Annotated in this window: 15 protein-coding genes; 13 read left to right on the top strand and 2 right to left on the bottom strand. The window is 35.2% G+C overall.

The annotated features are described in order from the left end of the window. Positions 1-55: 55 nt before the first annotated feature. The 5 genes from C1724_RS02900 to C1724_RS02920 all read left to right on the top strand — a co-directional run bounded on the left by C1724_RS02900 (position 56) and on the right by C1724_RS02920 (position 5,541). Complete coding sequence (locus C1724_RS02900; protein ID WP_102345235.1) at positions 56-457, top strand: CidA/LrgA family protein; 402 nt, start codon at positions 56-58, stop codon at positions 455-457. Beyond that, positions 454-1,140, top strand: coding sequence for an LrgB family protein (locus C1724_RS02905; protein WP_102345236.1), 687 nt, complete (start codon positions 454-456; stop codon positions 1,138-1,140). The genes C1724_RS02900 and C1724_RS02905 overlap by 4 nt, the downstream gene beginning before the upstream one ends. Positions 1,141-1,193: 53 nt before the next feature. Next, positions 1,194-2,198, top strand: coding sequence for a nuclease-related domain-containing protein (locus C1724_RS02910; RefSeq protein WP_102345237.1), 1,005 nt, complete (start codon positions 1,194-1,196; stop codon positions 2,196-2,198). 294 nt (positions 2,199-2,492) lie between these two features. Then, a complete protein-coding gene (pulA, locus tag C1724_RS02915; RefSeq protein WP_102345238.1) occupies positions 2,493-4,643 on the top strand; it encodes a type I pullulanase in 2,151 nt (716 codons plus the stop codon). A 112-nt stretch (positions 4,644-4,755) separates the two neighbouring features. Next, a complete protein-coding gene (locus tag C1724_RS02920) occupies positions 4,756-5,541 on the top strand; it encodes a phosphotransferase family protein (protein WP_374703416.1) in 786 nt (261 codons plus the stop codon). A gap of 20 nt (positions 5,542-5,561) precedes the next feature. Here the strand turns inward: C1724_RS02920 and C1724_RS02925 are convergent, their stop codons facing one another. Continuing rightward, entirely contained in the window at positions 5,562-5,846 is a 285-nt protein-coding gene (locus C1724_RS02925) for a YtzH-like family protein (protein ID WP_102345239.1), read from the bottom strand. Positions 5,847-6,071: 225 nt separating this feature from the next. Here C1724_RS02925 and trmB point away from each other — a divergent pair, with 225 nt between their 5' ends. Both trmB and C1724_RS02935 read left to right on the top strand, forming a co-directional pair. Then, positions 6,072-6,716, top strand: coding sequence for a tRNA (guanosine(46)-N7)-methyltransferase TrmB (trmB, locus tag C1724_RS02930; RefSeq protein ID WP_102345240.1), 645 nt, complete (start codon positions 6,072-6,074; stop codon positions 6,714-6,716). Between the two features lie 175 nt (positions 6,717-6,891). Continuing rightward, a complete protein-coding gene (locus C1724_RS02935; RefSeq protein ID WP_102345241.1) occupies positions 6,892-7,740 on the top strand; it encodes a YtnP family quorum-quenching lactonase in 849 nt (282 codons plus the stop codon). 166 nt (positions 7,741-7,906) lie between these two features. On the opposite strand, the gene C1724_RS02940 is transcribed toward C1724_RS02935, so the two are convergent. After that, positions 7,907-8,215 (bottom strand): PepSY domain-containing protein, encoded by a 309-nt coding sequence (locus C1724_RS02940; protein WP_102345242.1) that lies wholly within the window; start codon positions 8,213-8,215, stop codon positions 7,907-7,909. A 264-nt stretch (positions 8,216-8,479) separates the two neighbouring features. Between C1724_RS02940 and C1724_RS02945 the strand changes: the two genes are divergently transcribed. From C1724_RS02945 to C1724_RS02970, 6 genes are all read left to right on the top strand, one after another. After that, on the top strand, positions 8,480-9,553 hold the full coding sequence (locus C1724_RS02945) for a M42 family metallopeptidase (protein ID WP_102345243.1): 1,074 nt from the start codon (positions 8,480-8,482) through the stop codon (positions 9,551-9,553). Positions 9,554-9,571: 18 nt separating this feature from the next. Continuing rightward, the gene (locus C1724_RS02950; protein WP_102345244.1) at positions 9,572-10,099 is read left to right on the top strand and encodes a DUF84 family protein; all 528 of its coding nucleotides are present in this window, start codon (positions 9,572-9,574) and stop codon (positions 10,097-10,099) included. A 15-nt stretch (positions 10,100-10,114) separates the two neighbouring features. Then, positions 10,115-10,630, top strand: a complete 516-nt coding sequence (locus C1724_RS02955) for a hypothetical protein (protein WP_102345245.1) — start codon at positions 10,115-10,117, stop codon at positions 10,628-10,630. Positions 10,631-10,895: 265 nt separating this feature from the next. Continuing rightward, positions 10,896-11,915, top strand: a complete 1,020-nt coding sequence (locus C1724_RS02960) for a PTS transporter subunit IIC (protein WP_102345246.1) — start codon at positions 10,896-10,898, stop codon at positions 11,913-11,915. Between the two features lie 12 nt (positions 11,916-11,927). Continuing rightward, complete coding sequence (locus C1724_RS02965; protein ID WP_102345247.1) at positions 11,928-12,242, top strand: thioredoxin family protein; 315 nt, start codon at positions 11,928-11,930, stop codon at positions 12,240-12,242. 40 nt (positions 12,243-12,282) lie between these two features. Continuing rightward, entirely contained in the window at positions 12,283-13,083 is an 801-nt protein-coding gene (locus C1724_RS02970) for a DUF1444 domain-containing protein (protein ID WP_374703417.1), read from the top strand. Positions 13,084-13,141 lie beyond the last annotated feature (58 nt).

Genomic DNA, 13,141 nt, shown 5'->3' on the forward strand with positions numbered 1-13,141 from the left:
AAACTAATTTTTTAGGGGAACGGTATATATTGTAAAACGGGACGAGGGATTGGCTATGAAAGGGATTCAAATTATCTTTCAAATCTTGATCTTATACGGTTTTTATTATCTTGGGTCATGGGTTCAAGTGACCTTTCAGCTATTAATGCCTGGAAGTATTATTGGCATGCTGCTGCTGTTTTGTTTGTTGTGTACGAAGATATTTAAGCTAAATTGGATCGATCAAGGAGCAAGTTTCTTATTAACACACTTATCTTTATTATTTGTACCTGTTACGGTAGGTATTGTCGATTTTTTTGATTTATTCCGTGGAAAAGGCTTGCTGTCTGTTGTTGTTATTATTGTTAGTACGATTACTGTAATGGTCGTATCTGCTGTGGTAAGTCAAGCAATTGCTAGAAAAAGTGAAAAAAGTGTCCTCGCTAAAAATAAAATTGGGGTGAGAGAGGAATTATGATAAGTCTTATTGCTGTTTTATCTATTGTAGGTACGATTGCGATATATAATTCTATGAAAAAGGTATATATTAAGTTTTATACGCCTTTTATGGTCCCAATTGTCACAGCAACTATTTGTATTGTTATTGCACTTTTAGTTTTTAAGATTTCATATGATGTTTATATGAGTGGGGCAAAATGGATTGTTCATCTATTAGGACCAGCCGTAGTTGCCCTTGCTCACCCCTTATACAAACAATTAGATACGATCAAAAAATACGCTGCTCCGATTATTCTAGGCGTATTTCTAGGCACATTAGTTGGAATTGTTAGTGGGATTTGTTTGGCACTTCTTTTTAAGATTGAAGAACTGACGATATATTCTTTAGTCCCTAAATCTGTTACGTCTCCAGTAGCAATGGATATTGCGGATGTTATCGGCGGAAATCCAACATTAGCAGCTATTTTTGTCATGATTGCAGGTATAACTGGTGCAGTATTAGGCCCACTTTTGTTAAAATGGACTCGTGTATATCATTTTATTGGAAGAGGAATAGGGTTTGGTACAGCCTCACATGGTATTGGTACATCACGAGCTCTTGAGATGGGTGAGAAAGAAGGAGCTATAAGCTCCATTGCAATGACTCTTAGTACCGTCTTTGCAGCAATGTTAAGTCCGTTACTTGTGCAGTTATTACTATAAGAATATCTCTAAATAAACAGAGCTTTAACACCTAAAGGAGTGGAGGATGCTTTGTGGCACAGTTAATAAAATTACATGATTTTATCTCCCGTTATGAAACGGATATTTTTCGCTACCCTAGCCAATTTATCCGTTTAAAACAAGACAGATGGAGAAAAATTAAAGCCGCTATAAATCAGGTGGAAGGAACTAGTCATTATCCAACTTTAAAAGAGTTAGAAAACGAATTTGAAGGCTTTGAAGATTATAATGATAACTGGCTAGAAGAAGATAAAAAAGGATTTCTAAGTACTATAAAAAATTGGTTCAAAAGAGATAAAAATATAGTGGAGTATGACCTTGACAATTCAATCAACGCCTATACAGCATCCGATTTAACTTCCCCTAAAACAGAGAAGGAATTAAAATTAACATTCTTAGATGAACTGTTTGAATTTCAGTTGAACTGGGCAAGTTCGACTTTAAAAGATCGTTCTTTTATTGATAAAAGTTATTATCGGGATGAAACATTAAAGTATTTCCTACAGCATTTCCCTGATAATTATTTGCTAATGTATAAGCCCACCATTATTGTAAAGAAAGCTCCTGTCGACCTCGATATAATACTTATTAGTCCTGTCATGACATATTGTATTTCACTGTTAGAAAGTGAAGAAATGGGTGTTTTGACTACGGATCGTGGTCGTTATTGGGTTGAAGACCAAGGTGAAAGTGAAAGAAAGCATGTAAACCCGATGCTGTCATTAAATCGTACTGCTAACCTAGTCAAGAGTTATTACAAACACTATAATATTGATCTGCCGATTACAAATGTTGTTTTATCAAGAACGGGGTTTATTGAGGGTGAGTATGAGCCTATTAATACATTGTTAGTTGATAGGAGAAATTATAATGAATGGATTTCGAAATTAAAACGACTTTCATCACCCTTGAAATTTGTTCAGCTTAAAGGTGCCCAGGCTCTTTTAAAGCATTGTCAATCTACATATGTTCGCAGAAATGAATGGGATGATTATGATGAAATAGAGTACGATGAAATAGAAAATGATAGGTATTAATTATTCATACATAAAGTTGGTTGATTGTATTTAACTAAATCATCCAACTTTGTGGTTAAAATCATTAGTTAAAAAGTCCTCATTGGTCCCCATTAAATTAAATTCTTCTTCGATGCTATTCATTTCCCTCTGATATGAGCCTGATCAATTTTTTGCAAAATGAATATAATAATATAGATAAAACTTTTGGGATACAGATTATTACAGTAAGTGTTTGGTATACTTATAGTATGTTGTAGATGTCCTAAAATCGTAACGTAATTAATTGTAAATAAATTGGGGTGAATCAAGGAGATGAACAGTGGCTTTCAGGCATTTTTAGATGAAATGAATATTGTAACAGTGCTTATTTCAAAGAATCATTCTTCTATCGATTTACCGATTTTTACATTATATGATGGTGCAGAAGAAAGCTTATTAAAAATAGATACTACGGAAGAATTTGATGTGTTTTATAAATTTCGCTGTCAAACAAAAGAAGATTTAGCGTTAGAGAAACAATATCAAGTAATTAATGATCTTGGGGAGCGAACGGATTTATTAATTGGGTCTGTTATGCGTACAGTTAAGTTTGATAGTCTATATTTTTATGATGGGAATGACTTAGGAGCAAATTATAGCCAGGAGCAAACCCTGTTTAAAGTATGGGCACCAACAGCATCTAGTGTGACTCTTCTTACTTATAGCAGGAACGGTTTATTAAACAATGTTATTGAGATGGAACGCGAAGACAGGGGTGTATGGTCAACACTACAAAAGGGAGATATGGAAGGAACATATTACACTTACAATGTTTGTGTAAATCAAATATGGCGAGAGGCAGTTGACCCGTATGTTAAAGCAGTATCCGTTAATGGTCAATTTGGAGTTGTTGTAGATTTAGAAAAAACAAAAGTGGCCGATCAATCTGCCCACCTTCCGAAATTTAGTTCACCAACTGAAGCAATTATCTATGAAACGCATATAAGAGATTTTTCTATTCATCCCCAGAGTGGAATTAGGCATAAAGGTAAATATCTTGCTTTTACAGAGGAGAATACAAGCGGACCTGAAGGGTGTAAAACAGGTATAGACTATATCCAAGAGTTAGGTATAACACACCTAGAACTACTGCCATTCAATGATTATGGTGGTGTAGATGAAGCTGCCGAAGGGGAATCGGAGTATAATTGGGGGTATAACCCGATCCATTATAATGCCCCAGAAGGCAGCTATTCAATGAATCCATATGATCCTTATTTACGCGTTAAAGAAGTAAAAGAGATGGTTGAAACATTGCACCGCAAGGGAATAAGGGTCATTATGGATGTTGTCTATAACCATGTCTATATTAGAGAGCAATCAGCATTTTGGAAAATTGTGCCGGGATATTACTTTCGTTATGATAAATACGGATTGCCTTCAGATGGAACAGGTGTAGGAAATGATATTGCATCAGAGAGACGGATGGTTAGAAAATTTATTATTGATTCTGTAACATATTGGGCAAAGGAATATAATATTGATGGCTTTCGGTTCGATTTAATGGGTATTTTAGATGTTGAAACTATGAATGAAATACGTGCAGCACTTGATCAAATCAAATCCGACATTTTAATAATTGGCGAAGGTTGGAATTTAAATACTCCGATTGATGATGCCAAAAAAGCAACGATCGAAAATGCATCAATCCTGCCGCGGATAGCCCATTTTAATGATCAATTCCGTGATGGTGTGAAAGGAAATATCTTTAATTTACAAGAACGTGGATTTGCATTAGGAAACGATACAAAAAAAGACTTAATGAAATATTTGTTTTCCGGGAGTATTTCCTTAGATGAAAAGGCTGGAATGTTTCCTTCACCAGCACAATCAGTTAATTATATTGAATGTCACGACAACCATACGTTGTTTGATAAATTATATGTAAGTAATGGAGAGGAAACAGTGCAACAACGGATGAAACGGCAAAAGCTAGCGACTGCTATGCTATTATTCTCCCAGGGTATTCCATTTTTGCATAGTGGAATGGAATTCTTTCGTACAAAGTACGGTGAAGGGAATAGCTTTAATCTTCCAGACGAAATTAATCAGCTAGATTGGGCAAGGAAAAGTAAATACGAAAAAGATGTTTTATATATTTCAACGTTAATTAAATTAAGAAAGGCCCATCCCGCCTTTCAATTGGCTACAACAAATGAAATACGAAAACATTATAAATGGTTGCACACCCCACCTTATGTAGCCGGATTTATGTTGGATGAATTAGAAGGCCTAGATCCATGGGTGACAATAGCCGTTTATTTCAATATCTCAACTACGGATATCCGTGTTTCTCTGGAGCAAAAGGGAAGTTGGAGTGTTTCGGTATATGATCAGGAAGCAAGTTTAGAATCTATAGCGGAAATTGAAGGGGAACTATGTATTCCTGCCTTAGCTACGGTTGTTCTTTTTAGAGGTAAATAGGAAAATTTGGAATAGTATATAAATGTTTCATGATTGTCAAATATACGTTATACTTACATTATGAATCTTACATCAGGTAGTTATGCTATTAGGAAATTGAAGGTGAAACGCGTTGGAACTGAGTCTCGATTTAGGAAAAGGGTGGGAGGTATTCCCTGCAGGTGGTGCTACAGGAGAAGCCTATATTGCTCAATTTGAGGGGCAAAAAAGGCTTTTTCTCAAAAGGAATTCCTCCCCTTTTCTTGCAGTATTATCAGCAGAAGGTATTGTACCCAAATTAATTTGGACAAAGAGAATGGAAAATGGTGATGTAATTACTGCACAGCATTGGCTAAACGGAAGAGAACTAAAACCCGCTGATATGAAGAATAATGTTGTTGCACAACTTTTAAGTAAAATCCATCGATCCAAAGATCTTTTGTATATGCTACATAAAATCGGAAAAACGCTGCTTCAACCTTCAGATTTACTAATTGAGTTGATAGGTAAAGTTGATTCAAGTCTGCGCAATGATCCAATTATCACTACTGCTTTGGATTATTTGAAAGAAGAGCTTCCGTATGTTCATTATGATAATCCAGTTGTTTGTCATTGTGATGTGAACCATAATAACTGGCTTTTTAGTGATGAGCAAAAGCTCTATTTAATTGATTGGGATGGTGCAATGATTGCAGATCCAGCGTTAGATCTTGGAACACTTTTATATTGGTATATTCCTAGAGATAATTGGCAAGACTGGCTTAAACACTACGGTTTAGACTTAACTGTCGAATTAGAGCGTCGCATGAAATGGTATGTGATTTACCAAACTATAGATTCTGTTATTTGGCTGAAAAACCGTAATGATACTACGCAATATCGACATTGGTTGCAATTTCTTGTGGAAGTTATTGTTTGATTTCCTAGGAAATATAAGGATTATGTCATATTAAAATCATCTATGCTGTTGATCCATGATGTTAAATCCCCTTGATGTTCGTTAATATGGTCATTCATGTTTGATGAATTTTGTCCGTGTTGGCTATAGCTATACACATCCATTAATGTATTTTTCAGTTCAGCACTGAGACCATCATGCCCCATTAATGATTGAATTAATCTTTGCATTTGCTGATATTCAGCAACCGTACTACAGCAATCATACTGATGATTTTTAAGAATATCTTGGATGATTGACAGTTGATCTTGTTCGCTTAAAGGCATGGATAATCACTTCCTTAGTTAATGTCTAAAGTATTTTTTGTTTTTAAGCTAAATATTATTCGTTTAAGCAGCAACAAATGTTTGCTGCTTTTCTTCATTCATGTTATCTTTGTTTTCGGATAAAGTGAGAAAACTAATACAAGACTATATAGTAGTCTATAAAAACTAGATGCAGTTTCAGTTTATTTATATAAAGTTTATTCTTGAAATGTAGGAGGAAAAAAGATGAGATTGCGAAATAAACCTTGGGCTCTAGATAAAATAAAAGAGCACGAAGGTATCATGATATCAACACCAGAACAATATCGTGGTGTTTGGAAAAAGGAAGTTTTCAAAAACGACAATCCTATTCATATCGAAATAGGAATGGGGAAAGGGACATTTCTTAATGAAATGGCACGCCAACATCCAGATATTAATTTTATCGGGATTGAAAAATATAGCAGTGTTATCGTAAGTGCCCTAGAGCTTTCATTAGAATATGACCAACCAAACTTACGGCTTCTAAATATTGATGCCCTAACATTGCCAGAGATATTTAATAAAGGTGAAATTTCTCAAATTTATTTAAACTTTTCTGATCCATGGCCTAAGAATAGACATGCTAAACGTCGTCTATCACACTCTTCCTTTTTAAATCTTTATAAAAAGGTTTTAGTTGATAATGGTGAAATTCATATGAAAACAGATAATCAAGGTTTATTTGAATTTTCTCTTGAAAGTTTTTCTGAATATGGCTTGTTACTTCAAAATATTAGTCTAGACTTGCATAAGAGTGGCATTGTTGGAAATGTCATGACAGAATATGAAGAGAAATTCTCCAGAAAAGGAAATCGCATTTACCGTGTTGAAGCCAAATATATAAAATAACTAATACTAGCCAGAGCTTACTCTGGCTTTTTGTAGTTGCCAAGCCCAGATTTTGTTACTAGTAATTTAAAATTTCAGATTTTTTGAAAAACCCAATGTATTCGAAGTTGTATTTCATGTAAAATGACAGTACTAAATTTGTTTCGCTGAAATTTGATTACAAGGGGGAGTTAAATTGGAAACCTTTCAATTAGGGGACATTACATTAACATGGTTAGACGGTGGGGTTATTAACCTTGATGGTGGTGCGATGTTTGGAGTTGTGCCGAAACCATTATGGAGTAAAAAGTATCCCCACAATGATCTCAATCAAATTGAATTAAGGACTGATCCTATTTTGGTTCAAACTAAGGGGAAGAATTTATTAATTGATTCGGGTATAGGTAACAGGAAGTTTTCTGAAAAAGCACTAAGAAATTTTGGAGTAGCTGTGGAATCAAAACTGGACGAGTCATTAAAAAAGATAGGACTGACAACGAAGAATATTGATTATGTAATGATGACACATTTGCATTTCGACCATGCATGTGGGCTTACTAAGTGGAAAAATGAAATGCTTGTGCCAACCTTCGAAAACGCGGTCATTTACTCAACAGAGATAGAATGGGATGAAATGAGAAACCCTAATATGCGTTCAAAAAGTACGTACTGGAAAGAAAATTGGCAAGCGATTAAATCAAAGGTTAGCACTTTTAGTAAAGAATTAGAAGTATTGCCTGGAATAAAAATGTTTCATACAGGCGGCCATAGTAATGGTCATTCAATAATAAAAATTGAAAGCGGCGATGAGTTACTCATCCATATGGGAGACATCATGCCAACATTCGCACATCAAAATGTATTATGGGTTTTGGCGTATGATGATTATCCAATGGATTCAATAAAACACAAACAGTTATTGATGAAAGAAGGATTAGAAAGAGGGGCATGGTATTCTTTTTACCATGACGCATATAATCGGTTAGTTAAGTGGAGTACGGACGGTAAAGAAATTGTTGATTCGGTAAAAAGAGGCAGAGGATAAAGAAGATTTTATACTGTAAAGCTGTTGAAAGCTAATCCAACCCATAGAAGGCAGTGGAATGTCATTCATAAAGCAGATGAGGAATATGCAATGATAAATGTTAAAAACGCAGCGGTTTTAACCACTGCGTTTTTAACATTTATCAATTTAGTTGAGTATTCAATCCTTATATTGAAGCAAGCTCCAAAATAGAACCAGTTTTTGCATCTACTAGAAATTCATATTGTTCAACTTCATTGTTAACTGTTCTTGTAATACCGCCTCGAAATACTTCATACTTAAGTTTATTTCTTTCAATGGCTTCCGGAATCACATGTATCCATGAACCATCAATTGGTCCTTCCTCTTTAAATGCCTGCTTAACCAATTTTAATGCTTGTTCTGATGAAATAGTTTGACCTTTAATGGTCTGACTTAAAATTGCACCTGTAAATAACCCGACACTAAATCCAAGTACCATCTGACCCCATTTCATAATGCTCACTCCTTTTATGATTTAACAAAGTGTAACTACATTATGGATTAAAGTATACATAAAATATAAAACAGTATTATCTAAAAAGGCTGTCTATTATATTATAAAGACTAAGTATTATATTTACACTTTATTAAAGTTTTTTTTAATAATTATCTTATTATGATACATAAGTCTAGTTACTTATTACATGGAAAAGTGGCGTGTCTAGTAAAGATTATGTAAAATGGGATTAATAAACAATTTGGAAAGGGGCTATGTGGGATGAACGAAAAAACATTAGACCTGTTTAAGAAATTAACAGAACTTCAAGGTGCACCTGGATTTGAACATAAAGTTAGACACTTTTTAAAAAAAGAGCTTACAAAATATGCAGATGAGATCATTCAAGATAGATTAGGTGGCATTTTCGGTTATAAAAAGGGGCCAGATCATGGGCCGAGGGTTATGGTTGCTGGACATATGGATGAAGTAGGATTTATGGTAACAGATATTACCGAGAAAGGGATGATTCGCTTTCAACCACTTGGAGGCTGGTGGAATCAAGTATTACTAGCACAACGTGTTGAGATATTAACAGAAGAACGTTCGGTTATTGGTGTTATTGGTTCTATCCCACCGCATTTACTGGATGAATCTCAAAGAAAGAAACCGATGGAAGTTAAACATATGTTGATTGATATTGGTGCAGATGATAAAGACGATGCTATCCGTTTAGGGATCAAACCGGGGTTGCCAATTGTACCGATTTGTCCTTTTACACCAATGGCAAATAGTAAAAGAATTATGGCTAAAGCATGGGATAATCGGTATGGTTGTGGTTTAGCGCTAGAATTATTAGAGGAAGTGCATAAGGAAAGTCTTCCAAACCATCTTTATTCTGGTGCAACTGTACAAGAGGAAGTTGGTTTACGTGGGGCTCAGGTAGCAGCTAATTTAATAAAACCTGATATATTTTATGCATTAGATGCAAGTCCTGCTAATGATGCATCCGGAGATAAAGAAGCATTTGGTCAACTTGGCAAAGGTGCATTATTGCGTATTTTTGATCGGACAATGGTTACGCATCGTGGCATACGGGAATTTGTATTGGATACTGCTGAAAGCAATAATATTCCTTATCAGTACTTTGTATCACAAGGTGGTACGGATGCAGGTAGAGTACATGTATCAAACAGTGGGGTTCCGTCAGCAGTAATCGGAATTTGCTCCCGTTATATTCATACCTCTGCTTCCATAATTCATGTAGATGATTATGCAGCAGCAAAAGAATTACTTATTAAATTGGTGAAAAATACAGATCAAACAACAGTGGAAACTATTAAAAATCAAAATTAGTGTTGAGAAGGAAACATAATGAACAGAATTGCAGTTGGTTCAAAAAATAAAACAAAAGTTGGAGCAGTACAATCCGTTTTTGAAGATATACAAAATGTCACAATTATTCCTATAGATGTCCCATCAGGTGTATCTGCTCAACCGTTGTCAGACGAGGAAACCATGAATGGTGCAAAGAATCGCGCCAAACAGGCACGGCAAGAAACGGAAAGTGAGTTAGGTATTGGTCTAGAAGGCGGTGTGGTTGAAACAAAAGAAGGAATGATGTTATGTAATTGGGGTGCCCTTGAGATAACTGATGGTCGGATATTTGTTGCTAGCGGGGCCAAAATATTTTTACCCAATGAAATAGCACAAGGTATTAGAAACGGAAAAGAGCTATCACAGGTAATGGATGAGTATACGTCATTGCATAATGTTCGATCTAAAGAAGGTGCGATTGGCATATTTACGAATGGACTTGTTCAACGTGAAGAAATGTTTAGCCATATTGTAAAGCTCCTTTTAGGCCAATATTTATATTTTACTTCTCATCCGAGAAAGTAAAGGAGAGTTATAAAAATGAAGGTTGTAAAACGACTACCGGTTATTTTCTTATTAATTGCTATACTAACGGGCTGTGGAACTTCACAGCAAGAAGCTGTACAACAGTCAAAGATTGTTGTAGAGGAAACCTTTAATGCTGAAACTATTGAACCTAACCAAAATGCTAAAGGTTTCACCTATTATTTACCAGATGATTTTGATGTGGAATCAGAATTAGATAATAACTTAATTTTAACAAGGGGTAAGGATGAATACATTTTATTTGTAAATCCGTTAGAAGATCCCAATAGTCAAGAAATTTTTGAAACACTAAAAAATAATGAAGAAACGGAATTGCAATCATTTTCTAATGAAAGTCAATTTGGATATATTAGCGTAACGTCTCTGGAGGATGAAAAGCTATCAGAATTAATTGTTGGAATCGGTGGAATTAAGTTAACTACACAAACAACTGCCAACAATATGGTTGATAATTCAAAAGTTATGATGGAAATTGTTAAATCCATTGATTATGAGGAAAAAGAACAATAATTTCGAGTTCAAAATTGCTAAGAACGACGTGCATATAAAAGACCTCTTGATTTCGCTTATACATGCTATCCAGCTCACAGATAGTATAAGAAAACAAAAAGTTACTCCTATTCTTTGGACGGAAACAATGTTTTCTTAGTGATTGGGGTCTTTTTGTATTTAAATTAGGATTTAAAGGAAATATGTACATAAAACAAGTTTTTATTAATGCTGTATCTTTAAATAATAGGAAGATAGATCTTCAGCATAGGAGGGTTAGCTATATATGCGTTCGTTTTTTCATAAAAAAGGAGTTAGCTTATCGCCAACAGCCTACTTCATAACTGCATTAAGTTATATGGCGTTAGGATTATTTTCATCTTTAATTATTGGGTTAATAATAAAAACGATTGGGGAACAAATTCAGAGTCCAACGATTAGCCAATTATTAATTGATATGGGCTCTATGGCCATGGGGTTAATGGGCCCAGCTATAGGTGTAGCGGTTGCATATGGGTTAAATGCCCCCCCTCTAGTAATCTTTGCAAGTATTGTTAGTGGTGCAGCTGGTTCTGAATTAGGCGGCCCTGCGGGGGCGTATATCTCAGCACTGCTATCCACTGAGTTAGGTAAATTGGTTAGTAAGGAAACGAAAATAGACATTCTTATTACTCCATTTGTAACAATCGCCGTGGGTTTTTTATCAGCACTATTTCTTGGAACTTGGATTGATCGTTTTCTAAGAGGTTTCGGCTCTATTGTTATGTGGTCAACTGAACAACGCCCGTTTATTATGGGAATTTTGGTGGCGGTGTTAATGGGACTAGCATTAACTGCTCCAATTTCGAGTGCTGCTATTGCGATTATGTTAGACCTAAGTGGAATAGCCGCTGGTGCAGCCACAATTGGTTGTGCAGCTCAAATGGTGGGCTTTGCGGTATCAAGCTATCGTGAAAATGGCTTTGGCGGCTTGATTGCACAGGGAATTGGCACATCAATGCTCCAAGTATCTAATATTATAAAAAAACCAATTATTTTGATTCCACCAACTATAGCAGGAGCAGTATTAGCCCCATTTGGAACAATTTGGGCAAACATGATTAATAATCCTTCAGGTGCCGGGATGGGAACTAGTGGTTTAGTAGGTCAAATTATGACGTTCACCGAAATGGGTTTTTCATCTGAAGTCTTATTTAAAGTGTTAATATTGCATATTATTGGCCCGGCAATCATTAGTTTGTTACTATCAGAATGGATGCGAAAAAAAGGATGGATCAAATTTGGTGATATGAAAATAGATTACTAATTGGAGGATTATATGAAAAACATCAAGACAATTGAAAAGTTTCATACAATTAAAGAAACGGAAAATGCAATCTTTGTCTTTTCAGCTGATTGGTGTCCAGATTGCCGAGTAATTGAGCCGATCTTACCTGAGATAGAAAAGGAATTTCCGATGTTCCAATTTTATCATGTTGATCGAGATCAATTTATTGATTTATGTGGAGAACTGGATGTCTTCGGCATACCAAGTTTTATTGCATTTAAAGAGGGAACTGAAGCCGGCCGCTTTGTTAGTAAAGACCGAAAAACTAAAGAAGAAGTTGAGCAATTTATACGTGAATTGAATTAGGGGGAATTATAGCCCTGCCTAAGGAAGGTTGTTGGTATATATGGAAATGACTAATTTGAAAATGAAAAAGCTTCTGATGGATCGACTAGCTAGAGAAAACTTTTCTATTATATATGACCATGAAAACAAACAGCTAAGAATTGAAGATAAAGATACAAAAAAAGGGATCACCGTATCAATACCTACAGTTGTTTCTAAATGGGAAGAAAAAAAAGAGAAAGCTGTTGACGAAATTGTTTATCATATTGAGGAAGCATTAAAAGCAATGACCGGAGTTCAAAAGCTTGAAGGGAAAGAGAAATATATCTTCCCAGTTATTCGTTCTACTTCGTTTCCTACTGAAACAAAGGATGGAAAAAAGCTCATCTATGATGAGCATACAGCTGAAACTAGAATTTATTATGCAATCGATTTAGGAAGTTCTTATCGGTTAATCGATTTTCCTTTTGTTGAACAAGAGGGATGGAATGAGGAGCGGATTAAGCAGGTTGCCAGGTTTAATGTGAGGTCTTTAAAGATTGAGCTTAAAGAGGATGAAGTTGCCGGAAATAAATTTTATTTCCTCAATACAAATGATGGGTATGACGCCAGTCGTATTTTAAATGAATCATTGCTAGAGAAAATGGCTAGCCAAATAAAGGGAGCAATGGCAGTTGCTGTACCACATCAAGATGTACTTATTTTTGCAGATATTGAAAACGATACTGGATATAATGTGCTCGGGCAAATGGTCATGCACTTTTTTACAGAAGGACAAATCCCAATAACGGCACTTCCTTTCATATACGAAAATAAAGAGCTTGAACCTATATTTGTACTTGCTCATAATAAGCCTGAGTAAATTCGAAGACATGGTAGAATACCATGTCTTTTTCTAAATATAAGCTGTTATAGGACTT

It is taken from the genome of Bacillus sp. Marseille-P3661 (assembly GCF_900240995.1).
In the GTDB taxonomy this organism is placed as follows: Bacteria; Bacillota; Bacilli; order Bacillales; family Bacillaceae_J; genus OESV01.